The organism is Aquimarina sp. AU58, assembly GCF_900312745.1.
GTDB lineage: Bacteria > Bacteroidota > Bacteroidia > Flavobacteriales > Flavobacteriaceae > Aquimarina > Aquimarina spinulae.
In genome coordinates this window covers 1,096,079-1,114,693 of the sequence record NZ_OMPD01000014.1, presented here as the reverse complement: position 1 = coordinate 1,114,693, position 18,615 = coordinate 1,096,079, and the positions used below count along the sequence as shown (strand labels likewise).

The 18,615-nt window shown below is 34.4% G+C and carries 16 protein-coding genes; 4 read left to right on the top strand and 12 right to left on the bottom strand.

Annotated elements, in window-relative coordinates:
• Positions 1-6 precede the first annotated feature (6 nt).
• The 7 genes from murD to mraZ form a co-directional block, all read right to left on the bottom strand.
• The gene (gene murD / locus DK441_RS16180; protein WP_109851622.1) at positions 7-1,341 is read right to left on the bottom strand and encodes a UDP-N-acetylmuramoyl-L-alanine--D-glutamate ligase; all 1,335 of its coding nucleotides are present in this window, start codon (positions 1,339-1,341) and stop codon (positions 7-9) included.
• 1 nt (position 1,342) lies between these two features.
• A complete protein-coding gene (gene mraY / locus DK441_RS16175; RefSeq protein ID WP_109851621.1) occupies positions 1,343-2,575 on the bottom strand; it encodes a phospho-N-acetylmuramoyl-pentapeptide-transferase in 1,233 nt (410 codons plus the stop codon).
• A 40-nt stretch (positions 2,576-2,615) separates the two neighbouring features.
• On the bottom strand, positions 2,616-4,079 hold the full coding sequence (locus DK441_RS16170; protein WP_109851620.1) for a UDP-N-acetylmuramoyl-L-alanyl-D-glutamate--2,6-diaminopimelate ligase: 1,464 nt from the start codon (positions 4,077-4,079) through the stop codon (positions 2,616-2,618).
• Positions 4,076-6,070, bottom strand: a complete 1,995-nt coding sequence (locus DK441_RS16165) for a penicillin-binding protein (RefSeq protein ID WP_200822859.1) — start codon at positions 6,068-6,070, stop codon at positions 4,076-4,078. The genes DK441_RS16170 and DK441_RS16165 overlap by 4 nt, the downstream gene beginning before the upstream one ends.
• Positions 6,071-6,074: 4 nt before the next feature.
• On the bottom strand, positions 6,075-6,386 hold the full coding sequence (locus DK441_RS16160) for an FtsL-like putative cell division protein (protein WP_025665065.1): 312 nt from the start codon (positions 6,384-6,386) through the stop codon (positions 6,075-6,077).
• Positions 6,383-7,279 (bottom strand): 16S rRNA (cytosine(1402)-N(4))-methyltransferase RsmH, encoded by an 897-nt coding sequence (gene rsmH, locus DK441_RS16155; RefSeq protein ID WP_109853542.1) that lies wholly within the window; start codon positions 7,277-7,279, stop codon positions 6,383-6,385. The genes DK441_RS16160 and rsmH overlap by 4 nt, the downstream gene beginning before the upstream one ends.
• A gap of 97 nt (positions 7,280-7,376) precedes the next feature.
• Positions 7,377-7,844, bottom strand: coding sequence for a division/cell wall cluster transcriptional repressor MraZ (gene mraZ / locus DK441_RS16150; RefSeq protein WP_109851618.1), 468 nt, complete (start codon positions 7,842-7,844; stop codon positions 7,377-7,379).
• Positions 7,845-8,147: 303 nt separating this feature from the next.
• Between mraZ and DK441_RS16145 the strand changes: the two genes are divergently transcribed.
• Together DK441_RS16145 and yihA are read left to right on the top strand one after the other, a co-directional pair.
• The gene (locus DK441_RS16145) at positions 8,148-8,918 is read left to right on the top strand and encodes an alpha/beta fold hydrolase (RefSeq protein ID WP_074408471.1); all 771 of its coding nucleotides are present in this window, start codon (positions 8,148-8,150) and stop codon (positions 8,916-8,918) included.
• Positions 8,919-8,937: 19 nt separating this feature from the next.
• The gene (gene yihA, locus DK441_RS16140; protein ID WP_109851617.1) at positions 8,938-9,543 is read left to right on the top strand and encodes a ribosome biogenesis GTP-binding protein YihA/YsxC; all 606 of its coding nucleotides are present in this window, start codon (positions 8,938-8,940) and stop codon (positions 9,541-9,543) included.
• On the opposite strand, the gene DK441_RS16135 is transcribed toward yihA, so the two are convergent.
• Genes DK441_RS16135 through gldB form a run of 3 tightly spaced genes read right to left on the bottom strand, consistent with a single transcriptional unit; the run spans position 9,540 to position 11,322 of the window.
• Entirely contained in the window at positions 9,540-9,905 is a 366-nt protein-coding gene (locus tag DK441_RS16135; protein ID WP_109851616.1) for a GTPase, read from the bottom strand. The genes yihA and DK441_RS16135 overlap by 4 nt on opposite strands.
• Positions 9,906-9,964: 59 nt before the next feature.
• Positions 9,965-10,303 carry a gliding motility protein GldC gene (gene gldC / locus DK441_RS16130; protein ID WP_074408474.1) on the bottom strand — a complete coding sequence of 113 codons (339 nt, stop codon included), beginning with the start codon at positions 10,301-10,303 and terminating at the stop codon, positions 9,965-9,967.
• The gene (gldB, locus tag DK441_RS16125; protein ID WP_235015777.1) at positions 10,303-11,322 is read right to left on the bottom strand and encodes a gliding motility lipoprotein GldB; all 1,020 of its coding nucleotides are present in this window, start codon (positions 11,320-11,322) and stop codon (positions 10,303-10,305) included. The genes gldC and gldB overlap by 1 nt, the downstream gene beginning before the upstream one ends.
• 130 nt (positions 11,323-11,452) lie before the next feature.
• On the opposite strand from gldB, the gene nadE reads away from it, so the two are divergent.
• Together nadE and DK441_RS16115 are read left to right on the top strand one after the other, a co-directional pair.
• On the top strand, positions 11,453-12,241 hold the full coding sequence (gene nadE, locus DK441_RS16120) for an NAD(+) synthase (protein ID WP_109851615.1): 789 nt from the start codon (positions 11,453-11,455) through the stop codon (positions 12,239-12,241).
• 141 nt (positions 12,242-12,382) lie between these two features.
• A complete protein-coding gene (locus tag DK441_RS16115) occupies positions 12,383-13,015 on the top strand; it encodes a response regulator transcription factor (protein WP_024770694.1) in 633 nt (210 codons plus the stop codon).
• Here DK441_RS16115 and dnaG read toward each other — a convergent pair.
• Positions 13,012-14,979: a DNA primase gene (gene dnaG, locus DK441_RS16110; protein WP_109851614.1), complete on the bottom strand. Its 1,968-nt coding sequence runs from the start codon at positions 14,977-14,979 to the stop codon at positions 13,012-13,014. The genes DK441_RS16115 and dnaG overlap by 4 nt on opposite strands.
• Positions 14,980-15,180: 201 nt before the next feature.
• Positions 15,181-18,444, bottom strand: a complete 3,264-nt coding sequence (locus DK441_RS16105) for a fibronectin type III domain-containing protein (RefSeq protein ID WP_160112129.1) — start codon at positions 18,442-18,444, stop codon at positions 15,181-15,183.
• Between the last annotated feature and the right edge of the window lie 171 nt (positions 18,445-18,615).

The window sequence follows — 18,615 nt, the reverse complement described above, 5'->3', positions numbered from 1 at the left end:
TTTTTATTACAATTCTCTTACTGCTTCTTTAAATTGTCTCCCTCTTTCTTCGTAGTTTTTAAATAAATCAAAACTTGCACACGCTGGAGACAACAGTACATTTTCATTTCTCTCCGCTATTTTATATGCCATATTTACAGCTTCTTTCATCGATTGTGTTTCTATAATATTATCCACACAATTTCCAAATGCATTAATAATCTTGGAGTTGTCTACTCCTAAACAAATAATAGCTTTTACTTTTTCATTAACCAGTGAATACAATTCTGTATAATCATTTCCTTTGTCTATCCCACCAACAATCCACACTGTTGCCGATTTCATAGCATCCAAAGCATAAAAAGTAGCATTTACGTTTGTCGCTTTAGAATCATTAATGTATTGCACATTATTAATCTTTAATACATCTTCTAATCTATGTTCTACTCCATGAAAATTCTCCAGGCACTCTCTAATAGTCGCTTTTCTAATTTTTAACAATTGTGATACTGTAGCGGCGGCCATAGCGTTTTTTACATTGTGATTTCCTTTTAATGCTAAATTTGTTGTTGGCATGATTACTTTGTTGTTATCTATTATTATTGTTATATTTTCTTCTTCTAAATATGCTCCATTTTCTACCTTTTTGGTCAATGAAAAAGGCAGTAACCTTGAACGAACGGGATGTTGTTTTAAATATTCTGTTATTACTGTATCGTCTGCATCATAAATGAAATAATCATTTTCATTTTGATTCATTGCAATTCTGAATTTTGACGCTATATAGTTCTCAAACCGGTATTCATATCGATCCAAATGATCTGGAGTAATATTTGTAAGAACAGCAATATGCGGAGCAAAATCCTTTATCCCATCTAGCTGAAAACTACTTAGCTCAAGCACATAAAAAGGAGCATCATTTTCTGCTACTTGTTTTGCAAAACTATCTCCTATATTACCAGCCATATTGGCTTTTAATCCACCATGCTGAAGCACATAATGTGTAAGCATTGTGGTTGTAGTTTTTCCATTACTCCCGGTAATACCAACAATCTGAGCGCCTGTGTACTTTGCAGCGAATTCTATCTCAGACACTACAGGAATTCCTTTTTTATTCAGCTTTGCTATTAATGCTACTGTATCAGGAATCCCAGGGCTTTTCATAACGATATCTGCATTCAGAATTTTAATTTCTGTATGCCCTTGTTCTTCCCATTCAATTTCAAAATTTCTAAGAACTTCTTTATATTGATCTGTAATTGTCCCTTTATCCGAAACAAAAACATCGAATCCTTCTTTTTTACCCAGAATAGCAGTTCCTACTCCACTTTCTCCTGCTCCCAGCACTACCAGCCTTTTCATACTACCTAACTTTTAATGTAATCACTGCTATGATTGCCATAAAAATGCCGACAATCCAGAATCTGGTAACGATCTTACTTTCATGTATTCCTTTTTTTTGATAGTGATGATGTAATGGAGACATTAGAAAAATCCTTCTTCCTTCTCCATGTTTCTTTTTGGTATATTTAAACCAACTCACCTGCATCATTACTGATACGGTTTCAATAAAAAAGATGCCACATAAAATTGGGATCAAAAATTCTTTACGTATTGCAATTGCTATCACTGCTATTATTCCTCCTATAGTAAGACTACCTGTATCTCCCATAAACACCTGAGCCGGATATGTATTATACCATAGAAACCCTACTAGCGCTCCTGCAAAGGCAGTAATATAGATGGTCATTTCTCCAGAATTTGGGATATACATCACATTGAGATAGTCTGAAAAAATAATGTTACCCGACACCCATGCAAAAAGAGCTAATGTTAATACCATAATTGCAGATGAGCCTGCTGCAAGACCATCAATCCCATCGGTTAGATTCGCTCCATTTGATACGGCCGTAACAATAAAAATGACAATAGGTATAAAAATTAACCAAGCATATTTTTCCATTTCAGGACTAATCCAGGTAATCAAATCTGAATAGTCAAACTCATTATTCTTAAAAAAAGGTATCGTAGTTTTTGTAGATTTTATAGCCGGATTAAAATCGGACACCTCTTCTCCTGCATTTACAACTTGCTCTGTTTCTGATTTTACTTTTTCTTCTTTGATAGTAATATCATTATGAAAATACATTGTACATCCCACAATAAGCCCAAGCCCAACTTGTCCTATTATCTTAAATTTTCCTGCCAGACCTTCTTTATCTTTTCTTTTTATTTTTAAGTAATCATCTGTAAAACCTATAACCCCCATCCATAATGTAGTAATGATCAATAAGATTACATATATATTATCAAGTTTAGCTAACAATAGTACAGGAACCAGAGTTGCCAGAATAATAATAATTCCTCCCATGGTTGGCGTACCAGCTTTTTCGGCTTGACCATCCAGACCAAGCTCACGAATGCTTTCTCCCATCTGTTTTTTTCTAAGAAAATTTATGATTCGTTTACCATAAATTGTAGAGATTAATAGCGACAAAATTATTGCCATTGCTGCCCTAAAAGTGATAAACTGAAACAACGTCGCCCCGGGGAACTGGTATTCGCTTTCCAAATATTCGAATAGATAGTATAGCATAAGTTACTACCTCTACCTCTTTTTTAAGAGAGTCAAGGATTTATTTATTTAGTTTTTTTAGTTCTTGTTTGACAATTTCAAAATCATTAAAATCGGTTCGTTCTCCATTAATTTCCTGATAGGTTTCATGTCCTTTACCAGCAATAAGAATGATATCATCTTTATTTGCTAATTGGCATGCAGTTTTAATAGCTTGTTTTCTATCTGTAATTGATAGTGTTTTTTTATAATCCTGCGGCTCTACTCCTTTCTCGATATCTTCTATAATCTGATCTGGATTTTCTGTCCTGGGATTATCACTCGTAAAAATTGTTTTATTACTAAGTCTTGCTGCAATATTTCCCATCACAGGTCGTTTCATTTTATCTCTATCTCCACCACATCCTACAACTGTAATCAATGTTTCATTATTGGTTCGAATATCATTAATAGTCTCTAACACATTTTTTAATGCATCGGGTGTATGAGCATAATCAACTATTGCTGTAATTTTTTCATCAGAGATCAGATATTGAAATCTACCACTTACACTTTGCAAGTCGCTTAATAGCTGAAGGGTTTCTAAGGTTTCAAGTCCTAATAATTCGGCTGTACCAAAAATTGCCAGTAGATTGTATGCATTAAAACTGCCTATTAATTTTGCCCAGACTTCATGATCATTCAACTTTAGCAATAACCCTTCTAGACTACTTTCTAAAATTTGACCTCTATAATCGGCATAGGATTTTAAAGCATAAGTATGCTGTTTTGCTTTGGTATTTTGAATCATAAAACTTCCGTTTTTATCATCTTTATTAACCAATGCAAAAGCTTTTGCCGGCAACTCATCAAAAAATGTTTTCTTTACATCACGATATTCTTTGAATGTATTGTGATAATCTAAATGATCATGAGACAGATTCGTAAAGATTCCTCCGGCAAAATCTAATCCTTCTGTACGTTTTTGATGTATCCCATGAGAACTAACTTCCATAAAACAATATTCGACCCCTGCATTATTCATTTCTTTGAGGTAGTAGTTAATAGTTAAAGAATCTGGAGTCGTATGTGTCGCATCATAAACCTTGGTATCTACTACAACTTTTACCGTAGACAACAAGCCCACTTTAAATCCCGCTTTCTTAAAAAGCTGATATAATAAAGATGCAATTGTTGTTTTACCATTGGTACCTGTAACTCCAACCAGTTTTAGATTTCCCGAAGGAGAATCATAATAATTAGATGCCATGATCGCCAATGCAGATTGGGTATCTTCGACCTCTACATAGGTTACACCACTAACTGCAATATTTGGCACCTTTTCGCAGATCACAACCAAAGCTCCCTGATTAATAGCTTTTTCTATATAATCATGACCATCTGAGACAGAACCTCTAATGGCAACAAACACATCATCCTGTTCAACTTTTCTTGAGTCAAATTCAATCTTATTAACGCTCATTGTTGTATTACCAACTACGGCATTAATCGCTACCTTGTATAGAATGTCTTTTAACTCTGTCACGATAATTCTAATCTCACTGTTTGGTTTATCTTTACTTTAGTTCCTGGTTCTATAGATTGTTTTTTCACCCTTCCTGATCCTTTTAGTTCGACTTTCAGTCCCATATTTTCTAGAAGAGAGATCACATCCATTGCTGGCATACCTGTTACATTAGGCATTATAGTCTTGTATTTTTGAGCATTCTGATAATACTTCTCATAACTATTTACAACTGATTTACTTTCGACAACAGCATAAGATACTTCATCAATTACCGGTATATCGTTATATATTTTTGTAGCAATGGTTTTGAACACCGGAGCAGCAACTTCACTACCATAATATCCTTTTTTCTTATTTGGTTTATGCACCACTACAATGCAAGAATAAATAGGTTTATCAGATGGAAAATAGCCCGCAAAAGATGATATGTATTCACGTTCTTTGTCTTTTCCATAATTTCCCCAACATGTGCCTGTTTTGCCTGCAATACCAAAATTATTAGTACGGATATTATCTGCTGTTCCTCTCTTAACCACATTCTTCATCATCTCCTGAACAATTTTTGCAGTTTCTTTAGAACATATTGTTGGATTAAGAATTTCTTTATCAAACCTCTCCCTGGTTTTATCCCATGTTTTGACTTCTTTAATAAATCTAGGTTTTACCATTTCGCCATCATTAGCGATTGCATTATAAAAAACCAATGTTTGTAATGGCGTAATTGCAACACCATAACCATGTGCCATCCATGGCAATGTGGTTCCGTACCAATCTTTATCTCCCGGGTAAGGGATTATAGGTTTCCCTTCTCCTTTAATTGCCAATCCAAGTGTTTCTCCAAGGCCCATATTAATTAAGCGATCTACAAACTTTCTAGGGTTATCTTTATAATTTTCATTAATCATCTTAGCAAAAGCAGTATTTGACGATAACTCAAATGCTTTTGCTGCAGATATTTTTCCGTACCCTCCCCATTTAGAATCTTTTACAATTCTATCATAAAACTTTACACGACCATTTTCGGTATCTACTACATAACTTGAATCTATAACTCTGTCTTCTAAAGCAGCAACCATTGTCATCAATTTAAATGTAGATCCCGGCTCATGAGATTCTCCAACCGCATAATTAAGTTTCTCATAATATTTCCCTGCATTGGTGCGCCCCAGATTAGAAATCGCTTTTATCTCTCCGGTTTTAGTTTCCATTACCACTACAGTGCCGTGCTCTGCTTCAAATGTTTCAAGTTGAGCAAGTAATGCGTGATGTGCTATATCCTGTATATTTACATCAATAGTAGAAACAACATCATACCCGTCTTGCGGTTCTACTTCGTTAGCATCCCCTATAGGTTTCCATTGGTTTTTTGCTATTTTTTGTTTTTTTCGTTTCCCTTCTTTCCCTCTTAAAAATGGTCCATAAGCCCCTTCTAAGCCTACTCTGGTATAATACCCATGTTCATCCCTTCTTTCATATCCTACTGTACGTTCAGCTATTTTTCCTATAGGATGTTCTCTTACTGTGCGTTGCTCTACTATTAATCCTCCTCGATTAGCTCCATATTCGAACAAAGGGAACTTTTTAACTCTCATATACTGAGAATACCCTAAATTTCTTCGTAACAACAAGTATCTGTTTCTATTCGCTCTTGCGGTTCTTATAATTTTGTCATAGTATGAAACTGGTTTTCCAAATTCTTTAGATAATGCTTCGCAAAGTGGTTTAATATGTGCTCTAAAGTCTTTATCATTAACTGCCAATGCATCAAATCGTATATCATATTTAGGAACAGATGTTGCTAAAAGGTTTCCCTTACTATCATACAGGTTACCTCTGTTCGCAGGAATATCAAAGGTTTTAAAAACCCGTTCCTGAGCTTTCTTACGATACATATCTCCTTCTACAAACTGTATATTTACCAACTTAGCCAATACTGCTATTGCAAAGATGAACATACACGCTGCTATGAAATACAATCGGTTTAATATGTTTTTTTCTTTTATTGCCAACAGCTTACTTTTTTACTATTATTTTTCTCGGAGGCCTTTCGGGCCGTTTTAGCCCTTTTTGCGTCATCTTTTTTATTATTGATGACTCCATCTTCAATCTCATCAATTCGGTTTTTCCATCTACAAAATGTGTCCTTAATTCTCTAACTTCATTATTCAATCTAGCAATCTCATGCACCTTGCTCTCTGCATTATGTGAACTTGCAATCATTATTATTGCCAAAAAAGAAAGAAACAATAACATTCTCCAGTTTTTCATTGCATCATCTGCAATAAGAAACTTACCTTTTAATATGTCATAAATTGTCTGCTTCAAATTCTTTTGGCTATTCTCAGTTTAGCACTTCGTGCTCTATTATTTTCTTTAACTTCTTCTTCATCCGGAACTATCAATCCACCTACTTTTTTAAAAGGTACCGATACGTTACCATATAAATCTTTTTCTGGCTCTCCTTCAAACATCCCGCTACGTATAAATCTCTTTACCAACCTATCTTCTAAAGAGTGATAAGAGATCAGGCTAATTCTTCCTTCGACATCCAAGAGCTCTGTTGTTTGTACCAAAAACTCTTTAAGAGCTTCAATCTCCTGATTTACTTCGATTCTAATCGCTTGATATATCTGCGCCAGTATTTTATGTTCTTTATGTTTTGGCAAAAACGGCCTAAGCACTTCTTTTAATTCTACACTGGTTTTTAAACTCTCTTCTTTTCTGGCTCCAACTATCGCTCTTGCTAGCTTAGGAGCATTTCTCAATTCTCCATATTGCAAAAACATCATCCTTAGATCAGACTCATCGTATTCATTGATTACATGATAAGCTGATATTTTTCCGTTTTGATTCATTCTCATATCCAGTTCTGCTTCAAACCTAGTAGAAAAGCCCCTATCTGCTACATCAAACTGATGTGAAGAAACCCCAAAATCCCCCAAGATTCCATCTACTTTTCTAACCCCATAGAATCGTAGAAATCGTTTAATAAATCTAAAGTTTTCGTTTATTAAAGTAAATCGATCATCATCAATCGCATTCTCTAAAGCATCCTGATCCTGATCAAAAGCAAACAATTTACCTTCTGGCCCCAATCGCTTCAGAATTTCTCTAGAATGACCTCCTCCACCAAATGTGACATCGACATAGATTCCATTTGGCTTCACTGCTAATCCATCTACCGTTTCTTTAAGTAAAACCGGGTTATGATATTCCATCTCTTTCATCTTTTCTTTTCTAGTTTTAATAGTCTAAATAAAAGCTAAACCTCTACTAATCTTATCAGAATAAGTGTTTTAACTCCTATCAATGCTATCAATCATGATCTATTTCGTCATCAAAACCCATTACTTCTTCTGCCAAATCTGCAAAATCAACAGCTGCATCATCAATTGCCTTTTCATATTGATCTTTGTCCCAAATTTCTATAATATTTACAGCAGATGATAACACCAAATCTTTAGTAATTCCTGCAAAGCCAACCAGATCTTTTGGAATCAAGAGTCGACCAGCAGCGTCAATTTCAACTACTTTTACACCAGCAGTAAATTTTCTGATGAAATCATTATTTTTCTTTTTAAAGCGGTTGAGTTTATTAATTTTTTGCATCAAAAGATTCCATTCTGCCATTGGATACAACTCCAAACAAGATTGAAAAACAGCTCTTTTTAATACAAATCCATCTTGTAGCACCGGCGAGAGTTGCTTCTTAAAAGCCACAGGTATCATCAGACGTCCCTTAGCGTCTGCCTTACACTCGTATGTGCCGATTAGATTTACCACTTTTATTTCCCTAAACGTTTAATTAGTCAAATATATTGAAAAAATTACCACTTTTTACCACAATTTACCACATTGTTAATAAATTGTCTTCTAAACAGTAAAGCCACAACTACTAAAAACTTTAAGATTTTGTTTATCAGCACACTACGGTAACACTTGTGAATTCTTGGTTTCACCTAATTTGAGATAGAAATAATAGGTCGCAAAAAAAAATATAAAAAATCATTCTGTAGTATTAATAAAAAATCCCAAAACTAATTATGAAAATGCTATATTTGCTTTTAATTCTTGTAAGAAGTATTAATGAAGCACGAATTAAAAAAAGACGGAAAATTTAGTTATCTAGATTTAGGGGAAGGCACACCAATCATCATTTTACACGGATTGATGGGTGGTTTGAGTAATTTTGAAGGTGTTAGTTCTTACTTCCCTGAACATGGATATAAGGTACTGATTCCAGAGCTCCCTGTATACACTTTACCTTTACTAAAAACCAAAGTTAGTACCTATGCCAGGTACCTTAAAGATTTTATAGATCATTTAGGATATGGTGATAAAGAAGTTATACTTCTAGGTAATTCTCTAGGGGGACACATTGCACTTTTATGCACCAAAATGTTTCCCGAAAAGGTAAAAGGTTTGGTTATAACCGGAAGTTCTGGCCTTTATGAAAGTGCCATGGGAGAGAGTTATCCAAAACGAGGTGACTATGAATACATTAAAGTTAAAGCAGAAAATGTATTCTATGATCCCGAAATTGCTACCAAAGAAATTGTAGATGAAGTATACGCTACTGTTAATGATCGAAATAAATTAATTAGAACTCTTGCAATTGCTAAGAGTGCTATTCGACATAACATGGCAAAAGATTTACCAAACATGAATACCCCAACTTGTATTATTTGGGGGAAAAATGATAATGTTACTCCTCCAGAAGTTGCAGATGATTTTAATCGTTTATTACCTGATTCTGATTTATACTGGATTGACAAATGTGGTCATGCTGCTATGATGGAGCATCCCGAAGAATTTAACCGTTTACTATACAATTGGTTACAAGAACGTAACTTCTAATCATAATTGATTTGATACTATGAAGATTAGTAGCGCTGAATTTGTAATGAGTAATAGCGATGTTTCCAAATGTCCTAAAGACAAACTCCCTGAATATGCATTCATAGGCAGATCTAATGTTGGCAAGTCCTCATTAATCAACATGCTTACTACTCGCAAAAGTCTTGCTAAAACATCTGGAAGACCGGGAAAAACGCAATTGATTAATCATTTTATTATCAATAAGGCTTGGTTTTTGGTTGATTTACCAGGATACGGATATGCAAGAGTATCTAAGTCTTCAAAAAAAGTATTTCAGAAATTTATTACTGCGTACTTCTCTAAACGCATACAATTGGTTAGCGCTTTTGTTTTAGTGGATTGCCGACATGAACCACAAAAAATAGACCTTGAGTTTATGCAATGGTTAGGCGAAAATCAAATACCATTTTCTATTATTTTCACAAAAGCCGATAAGCTTTCAAAAAACAAGTTACCCGCTCAAATAAATGCTTACACTGAAGAAATGCTCAAATATTGGGAAGAAATGCCTAATTATTTTATCACCTCATCTTCTTCTGGGCTAGGCAAAGAAGATGTTCTTAATTACATAGCAGAAATTAATTCGCAGCTAAAAAAATCTTAACTCATTTTCTTTTTCAGAAATTCTATCAATTCTTCTACAGAATTTAAAGGTGATATCTCTTTTGAATCAAATAGTACATCAATCTTTTCTCCTTGCTTTTGAAAAATAATAGGAAATCCAAAATTCTTATCTTCCAGACAGGAATACATTCTCAAAAACTCATCTTTATACATGAAAACGAATTTATAATTTGAATTTTCTCTAAAACTCTTCCATTCCTTTTTTTCAGAAAAATTACCATGAGTAAGACTACAAAGATCACATGAATATGTAGTTGGACTTATAATTTTATGAAGGTTATCAAGATATTTATTCCAAATATCTGATTTTGTATTATATACAAAATACAAGGTTTTTTTCAATGTTTAGATTTTGACATTTAGTCAACAAATTTGACAAAACATTTCAAAAAAGCACAATACTATTTTTGTTTAAGTTCTAGTTTTTCGGCAAAATAATCGCAAAAATCTTTCATGGTTGCCGACATTTTTTCATCTTGTGTAGCTCGATAAAAAGTATCACTCATAGCAACTAATGTTTGATGAAAAAAGATCTTCATTTCGTCGACAGGCATATCTTTGGTCCATAAATCAATACGAAGGCTTTCCTTATTTTTGCTATTCCATACAGACAGAAGCATTGCTTTGGTTTCTTCGTTCTCTACTCCACCATCTTTTGCCGTCCATTTTAATTTTTCTGGAATCCTGTTTTCATCTAGCTCTATATCTATTTTTATTTCTGACTTATGATTATTTGCCATTATCTTTCGGGTTTATACTTTGATCTGTTAAAAATCGTTTCGGCATCTGCCACTATTAATTGCCGCAAAGATACATTGTTATTTTTCATATACGAAGCTACAATTCTCCATCCTATAAATTGTCCTATTCTATCTGGTGCTTCTTTATCAATTTCTTCTAAATAAAATTTTGAAAAAGGTCCAGGATACAAAAATCTAGGCATAAGAGTGCTGTCTGTACTATATAATAGTTGGCGATCTACGAAATACCTCCATATTTCCTCTTCATTAGCTTTTGCCCAGGCATATTGCTCCTCTGTATACCCCATTTTTCTGGCATCGCTAAAATCTGGTAAGAGTAAACTTTTAAGATATAGCTCTTTCCCAAAAGAAACAAGATTACCTAAAAACGTTCTATCTCTAATCGGCCCTATCTGGTTTTTAGCATACATAGAGGCTACCTCTGGCACTATATACTGTCTATCAAAATGCTGTCTTAAGTATTTTTGTATCCCTTCATAAAAATGATGGTCCTTACCTAAATATGTATCCAAAGAAATAATAAGTAACCCTTTTGAAAGCACCACTTTATTATGATAATCTACATCATTAGTAATTGTAACCACTCTAGGTTCTTTAATTTCTGGGAAATAATATTTAATATGCTGAAAAAGTGAATGTAGTTCATTTTCCTCAGAAGAAAAATCAGGAAAAGCTTTTTCTACTTCTTTGTTTACTTCTTGTTGTATTGTATCTCGAGATCTTTTGATCCATACACTATCTGCATATTTTTCTGAAAATAAGAAAGGATATTCTTTTTTTAGATTAGGTAAGTTTTCCTGAGTCATTTCTGCAAATAATCGATCAAAACGTTCAATTTTAATATCTACAGGGATTTTAGCAACCTCTTTATCTACTTTATTTTTGCTAGAGCAAGAAAATAATATGCAAAAAACAATGGCTAATTTTAAATACTTAATACTATTCATTCCTAAATTATAATATCTCTTTAAATAATTTCTATTATTCCAGAACGCCATCTTTTTTTATTAATTTTATATTCGCAAAGGTAAGATATCAAATTGCTATAGACAAAGATCAAAATACGAAGTATAAAATTGAAATACTCATCGTATTCGGATTTAAATTAACACTAACAAATAACGAAGAATGCAAACAGAAAAAGTAATTGATCATATCGTAAACTGGTTAAAAGAATACGCTACTAATGCAAACATAGAAGGTTTTGTTATTGGTGTAAGCGGGGGGATTGATAGTGCTGTTACTTCTTCTTTATGTGCAAAAACAGGATTAAAAACGCTTTGTGTAGAAATGCCCATTCATCAAGCCCAGAGTCAGGTAACAAGGGCCCAGGAGCATATTACCCAATTAAAAGAAAGGTTTCCTAATGTTTCTGATATCAGAGTTGATCTAACTCCAGTTTTTGAAGAATTAAAATCTGTTGTTCCAGAGACAGCGCCAAGTGCACAACTTGATCTGTCATTAGCAAATACCAGAGCTCGATTAAGAATGTCTACATTATATTATTTTGCTGGTTTATACAAATATCTAGTTGCGGGAACAGGTAATAAGGTTGAAGATTTTGGAGTTGGTTTTTACACCAAATATGGGGATGGTGGTGTAGATTTAAGTCCAATTGCAAATTTGCTAAAAAGTGAAGTATATGCTATAGGAGAAGCTTTAAAGGTACCAAATTCGATACAAGTTGCTCCTCCAACTGATGGATTATTTGGAGATAGCAGAAGTGACGAAGATCAAATTGGCGCAAGTTATGATGAATTAGAATGGGCTATGAAAATGAAAGATGAAGGTAAAAAAATTGATGATTTTAAAGGAAGAGAACAAGAGGTTTTTAAAATTTTTATCCGTCTAAATACCGTAAACCAACACAAAATGATCCCTATTCCGGTGTGTAAAATACCCGTTGATCTATTATAATCAACATTTTGTCGATAAATACATAAAAAAAAGTTTACGAGGACTAGTTCTTAGTAATTTTGCACAAAGATTTGAAAATTACCCCTAGCCTAAGATGTTACACTCTTAAAATTAAACTAACATTAACAATCGTAAACAAGAATGACAACCGTATTAATCGCAGATCATCATCCAATTACAAGGAAGGGGATCGTTTCCTTATTTCGCAACTCAGAAGATTATGAGATCATTGGCAAAGTAAGTAACGGAAACGAGATGTATGATGTTTTGAAAGCTAATACTCCAGATGTACTCATTATGGAGTTAGATTTACCTCAGATCAATGGAATTATGGCATTGAGAACTATTAAAAAAGAATTTCCCAGAATCAAAGTAATTATTTTTAGTTCTCATCCCGAAGAAATGTATGCTTTAAGTGCTATTAAAGCAGGGGCTTCGGCATACTTATCCAAAACAGTACCAACAAAAACACTTAAAAAAGCAATCGAACGTGTTGCAAGGGGTGGTATATATTTAAATGATAACCTTACACAACAATTAGCAAACGGAAATGCTAATGAAAATAATATGGTTGTAAAATATAAAAAACTATCCTCCAGAGAAATAGAAGTACTCAACCTGTTATCTTCTGGAAAACGTAATAAAGATATCGCTTCTACATTATCTATTAATGAAAAAACGGTAAGTACGTATAAGACACGACTGCTAAAAAAATTAAAAGTGGATAATCTTGCTGATCTAATTCATCAATCCAGATTATTGCATATTAGCTAAACTACTCGGTTTAGTTTCTCAGACAATATTCTTTTTAATGACAGATAATCCATGATATCCTGTATGGTTTCTTGATTATCATCGGCATCAGTATTTGGAGCTTTCACTTCTTGTGAGAGCTCTTTTACTTTTTGACTAATCAGAAATCTTCGTAGATTTAAAATAATATCACTTACATATTGGGCTATTGTAAAATCTTTTTGCTTTACATGAATCTCCATATCTATCCATCTATGCAATGTATATCGCTCTTCATTCATCATGATAGCTGTGATCTCTGAAGCTATCTCGGGAGCCACATGATTAATAAAGTTTTCGATTTTAAATTCTTCATTTTGATGTAATTGTTCTATTAAAACAGCATATATCTCTTTAAAACTATTGTTAGTAAATTCTATTTCATCATCCTGAAGATCTAGGTATATTTTCTCAAATACTTTTGTGATATGCACTTCTGGTTCTAAAACGAGGTCTCCATCATCATTTTCTTTTAAAACAAGATCTTCAAACTCTTCTTCACGATTTCCATAAAGTAACAATATCTCTATGACCTTTCTTTCCAGTTCATACTGTTCGTCAACTTTTGGAGATTGCGCAGTTTCTTTCTTTACAACTTCTAGTGATTTTTGATGCTGTTTTTGCTGTTTACGATCTTCTTTTACATCAACATTACGAATTTGTGCTAAAGTATCAAACAATACATCTTCAGAAACGTCCATTATTCGAGAGCATTCTTTTACATAAATCTCTCGTTTGATCACATCTGGGATTTTAGAAATACTAGTTACCATATCTCTAACCAATTCTGCTCTTTTAATAGGATCATTCTTAGATTCTTGCTGCAATAGTGATGCTTTAAAGCTAATAAAATCCTGAACATTCTCTTCGAGATACGAGCTTAGTTCTTCTAGCGTATTTTGTTTAGCAAAACTATCTGGATCTTCCCCATCGGGAAAACTACAAACTTTTACATTCATTCCTTGTTCAAGAATCAAATCAATCCCTCTTAAAGATGCTCGCATCCCGGCAGCATCACTATCAAACAATACTGTGACATTCTTGGTTAGTCTGCTAATTAGGCGAATTTGATCTGACGTTAATGCCGTACCAGATGAAGAAACTACGTTGGTAACACCTGTTTGATTAAACTGAATTACATCTGTGTATCCTTCTACAAGGTAACAGTTATCTTCTTTGGCAATAGTTTGTTTTGCATGATAAATCCCATAAAGCACCTTACTCTTATGATAGATATCACTCTCTGGAGAGTTAAGATATTTTGCCGCTTTTTTCTCATTGGTTAAGATTCTCCCTCCAAAACCCAGGACACGGCCAGACATTGATTGAATGGGAAACATCACCCTACCTTTGAAACGATCAAATTGTTTTTCTTCTTTTACTATGGTAAGACCTGTTTTCTCTAAATAATCTAATTGATATCCTTTTTTAATAGCCTCTGCCGTCAATGCATCCCAAACATCAGGAGAGTACCCTAGTCCAAACTTTTTTATAGTTTCTTCGGTAAATCCTCTTTCTTTAAAATAAGTTAGCCCTATGGCTTTACCTTGTTCTGTTTTAAGTAAAGAATTCTGAAAAAAAGTATTAGCAAACTCACTAACCAGATACATACTTTCTCTTTCATTTGCTTGCTCTTTTTGTTCATCTGTTTGCTCGGTTTCTTCAAATTCAATATTATATTTCTTAGCCAAATATTTTATGGCTTCAGGATATGTAAAATGTTCATGTTCCATTAAAAAAGCAACTACATTACCTCCTTTTCCGCTAGAAAAATCTTTCCAAATCTGTTTTACGGGAGACACCATAAAAGAAGGTGTTCTTTCATCACTAAATGGACTTAATCCTTTAAAATTACTCCCTGCTTTTTTTAATTGCACAAAGTCACCTATTACTTCTTCTAACCGAGCAGTTTCGAATACAGCATCTATAGTGGACTTATTGATCATTATCTGGTATTATATAATTAATATTGAGCAGTAAGTACTTTATTGAGAATCCTACTACAAAAGTTTGTCTTTACTTATATCGACAAGCTCAACGCAAAAATAATATAATTCCTGAAACACTGTCCTCTTCTTGATTTAATAAAAAAAGAGGCTGTCTAAAAAAGACAGCCTCTTAACATTAATTTTTTATTTGTTCAGAAATTATTTCGCTACAATAAAACTTCTTGTAACAATAGTTTCTTTAGCAGTAATTCTTGCAAAATAAGTTCCCGCTGTAAGGTTACTTACATCAATTTGCTTAATTCCCTGATCATCAATACTACGAACTTTTTGACCAAACATAGAGAAAATCTCTAGTTTCTGGATTGGTGTCTTACCAACTGATATATTTAAAATACCGGTAGTTGGGTTTGGATACAACATAAATCGTTTGTCATTTGAGTTAACATCTGTTAATTCATAAGTATCCAGCCTTACACTTGATCCCTGTACGCAAAACTCTGTAGCATCAGAACTTGTAAACTCTCCTCCTGAAGCAATTGTACCTGCACTACTTGATAATGTATAAGACCCATTACCATAAGAACAGCAAATCCCGTCTCCAAAAGAATCAGAAATTGTAAATGTATAACTTCCTGAAGCTGGTGCACTAATAGTTTCTGTAACAGTAGACCCATCTGGATTTGCTGTAGAATAACTTTTTGAAGCTACAGTTGTACCTCCTGCATCAGTTAATGTCCAAGAAGTCTCTTCTGGATAGTTGTCAAATGTTATACTTAATGATAAATCACCAGTAGCACAATTTCCTGCAGTATCACTAGTAAGTGATATTTTATCTATTGCTGCATCAGCTTGCCAGGTATTCCCAGTTACACGATTAAATCGTAATTGTAGTCCAACCCCAAGATACGCTGCCAAATCTATTGTAGCATTTTGCCAAGAGTTCCCCTGGTTCCCGCTTTTGTTCCAAATACTGGTCCAGGTTGCACCATCATCATTACTTGCTTCAACATCTAGTGATCCAAAATCAGTACCACCATACATATGATAACTAAATGAAAATACAGCCGCTGTAGCACCGCTAAGGTCAACACAAGGAGAATTAAGAATTGCTCTTTTGTTTGGATATCCAGTACCATTTCCAGATGCTTCAACATAGATATAAGTTGATCCATCATCTGCACTTGAAGGTCCTGTATTATTAGAAGGTGTACCTCCAGAATCTCTTGACCAGTCCAGATCATCTCCTGATGCTTGTGTCCATCCTCCAAAATCACTTTCAAAACTTTCACTATATGGAACAGCAACTCCATTTAAACATCCTGTTGCGGCTAGAGTAGTTACACTTATTGGTGTACTGGTAGCTGATTCATTTCCGGCAGCATCTTTAGCTAACACCTTAAACTCATATGTAGTCTCAGGAGAAAGTCCTGTTACTATAGTAGTTGTAGTCGTTACAGTAGCAACTACTGCTCCATCCTGTAATACATCATATCCTGCAACACCTACATTATCTGTAGATGCGTCCCAGTTTAAGGTTGTCTGACCTGCTGAAGTATTAGACGCTGTTAAATTTGCAGGTACAGTTGGTGCCTGAGTATCTGGTGCAACTGTAGTAACAGTAATTGTTGCGCTTGCAACAGATTCATTTCCTGCTGCATCTTTTGCTTTTACAGAGAAATCATAAGAGGTACTTGCTGTTAACCCAGTAATATCTGCTGTAGTTGTAGCTACAGTTGCCACTACCGTACCATCTTGATATACGTCATATCCAGTAACTCCTATATTATCGGTAGATGCGTCCCAGCTCAATGAAGTAGAAACATCTGTAGTATTAGATGCAGTTAGATTAGCAGGAGCTGTAGGAGCTTCTGTATCCGGAGTATCTGGTTCGATTCTAAAAGCTACAACATGACTCTTTCTTACATTAGGAGCTGGTCCTTTCATATACTCACTAATATGCCAGAAAGTTTTATCATCTAATGGATCAATAGTCATTTGACCATAATCTCCATAACGACCATCACCTCTATTATTTTGGCTATCTCCATCTGCAGAAACCTGTTCTGCAACAGTCATCGTTCCTACCGGATCACTAGCTAATCGACCAGTGTATCGTAATGAAGTATACACGCTAGTGCTTACTACCGTATATGCCAACCCGATATTACCTTGTGAATCCTGAGCAATACTTCCACAAAAAGCACTAAGTCCATCTGGTTGTGTGTATGTACCCTCTTGATGAATAGTCCATGGTTGCCCATCTGCAGTTTGTCGAAGTTCATACCAACGAATACCAGCTAAGCTATCATTACCATCTAAGTCTACCACAAAATTCATTACCACAGAGTTATGAGTACCAAAACGTCTATAGTTTGTCATATACATCATAGTTGCCTGTAATGCATCTATGTCTGGTCCACTACCTGGTTCATCAAGATTTTGGAAAGATCCATTATCAAATACACTGTCAAAAGGTGTTGTATTGAGCACCTGCGGTTGTGAAATCGTAGAATTTGCTGGAGTCGTCCAATCTACATTGGTTGTCCAGATTTTTAGGTGATCTGTCGAAATTCCAGACCAGCTATCGTCTTGCATATACACTATAGAACATCCTACACCTGCCGGAGGAAGTGTTGTACCTGTAGCATTAAATCCTCCTGGGCTATAAAACCCATTTGTTTCTGCTCCTGGCAATGGAAAACTTACCATCTGTGCAGATGCTTCTCCTGCAATCATCTTATCTCGTTCTACTGCAAATACTACATTATTGGTATCTGGAGCATTTTGATCTTTGTTTGCAGTAATGTAATACCCATCATGCCAGATAGATAATTTTTCATAATCAGGAAATGTTCCTGTATTAAATCTATAAGTAGACCATCCATCATTTACTGGATCCGGTCCTTTACAAACGGCTATTAAAAATCCATTTGGTGAGTTACTAAACTCCATGATAATAAACCTCTCGGCAAAATTATCATATACCACCACTGGATCTCCCAAATCTTCTCCTGGAAACAAAGTTGCCAAAGAAGCTTCTGCCAATAGAACGTTACCCGTTCTATCGAGGATACCAAAACCAGAGTTAAATGCATACACATAGTGATTAGGACCAATAGCCCCTGTTGCATCATTTAATACAGTTCCTACATGAGCATCAAAAGATGCTATTGGAGCTCGAATTGCCATTTTACTAGCACTTTTTTGTTGCTCGATAAGAGGATCATTTCCTTTAGGGAAACCTTTTCCTGGAACAAAAGTATTACTTCCTCTACGCTTAGGTGGAGCGACATGCTGAAGTCCTGCAGCAGAAATAATGTTTTTCATTTTAGAAAATGCTGGGATATCCTTTTTATAAACCGCTTTGCTTACGGCATTGGCTTTAACAGGAGTCCCTTGTTGAGCTAGCAGCCCGAAGCTGCAAAACATGAATAATGTTAAATAAAAAAATTTAGTTTTCATATGAGTGAAATTTGGTTAATTGTTCGGTTTTATACCAATTTCAGCATAAGTAGTAACGACTAACATTTTGAGGCAAAAAATGTAGAATCGTTATTAAAATTTTGGAAAGAATTATTTCAACTATGACTTGGATAAATATAGAATATTTCATCTAGAAACAAAAAAATAAAT

Coding starts and splice junctions, on each gene's coding strand:
- murD (WP_109851622.1), bottom strand. CDS start 1,341: ATGAAAAGGCTGGTAGTGCTGGGAGCAGGAGAAAGTGGAGTAGGAACT.
- mraY (WP_109851621.1), bottom strand. CDS start 2,575: ATGCTATACTATCTATTCGAATATTTGGAAAGCGAATACCAGTTCCCC.
- rsmH (WP_109853542.1), bottom strand. CDS start 7,279: ATGGAATATCATAACCCGGTTTTACTTAAAGAAACGGTAGATGGATTA.
- DK441_RS16145 (WP_074408471.1), top strand. CDS start 8,148: ATGAAGCACGAATTAAAAAAAGACGGAAAATTTAGTTATCTAGATTTA.
- yihA (WP_109851617.1), top strand. CDS start 8,938: ATGAAGATTAGTAGCGCTGAATTTGTAATGAGTAATAGCGATGTTTCC.
- gldC (WP_074408474.1), bottom strand. CDS start 10,303: ATGGCAAATAATCATAAGTCAGAAATAAAAATAGATATAGAGCTAGAT.
- gldB (WP_235015777.1), bottom strand. CDS start 11,322: ATGGCGTTCTGGAATAATAGAAATTATTTAAAGAGATATTATAATTTA.
- nadE (WP_109851615.1), top strand. CDS start 11,453: ATGCAAACAGAAAAAGTAATTGATCATATCGTAAACTGGTTAAAAGAA.
- DK441_RS16115 (WP_024770694.1), top strand. CDS start 12,383: ATGACAACCGTATTAATCGCAGATCATCATCCAATTACAAGGAAGGGG.
- dnaG (WP_109851614.1), bottom strand. CDS start 14,979: ATGATCAATAAGTCCACTATAGATGCTGTATTCGAAACTGCTCGGTTA.
- DK441_RS16105 (WP_160112129.1), bottom strand. CDS start 18,444: ATGAAAACTAAATTTTTTTATTTAACATTATTCATGTTTTGCAGCTTC.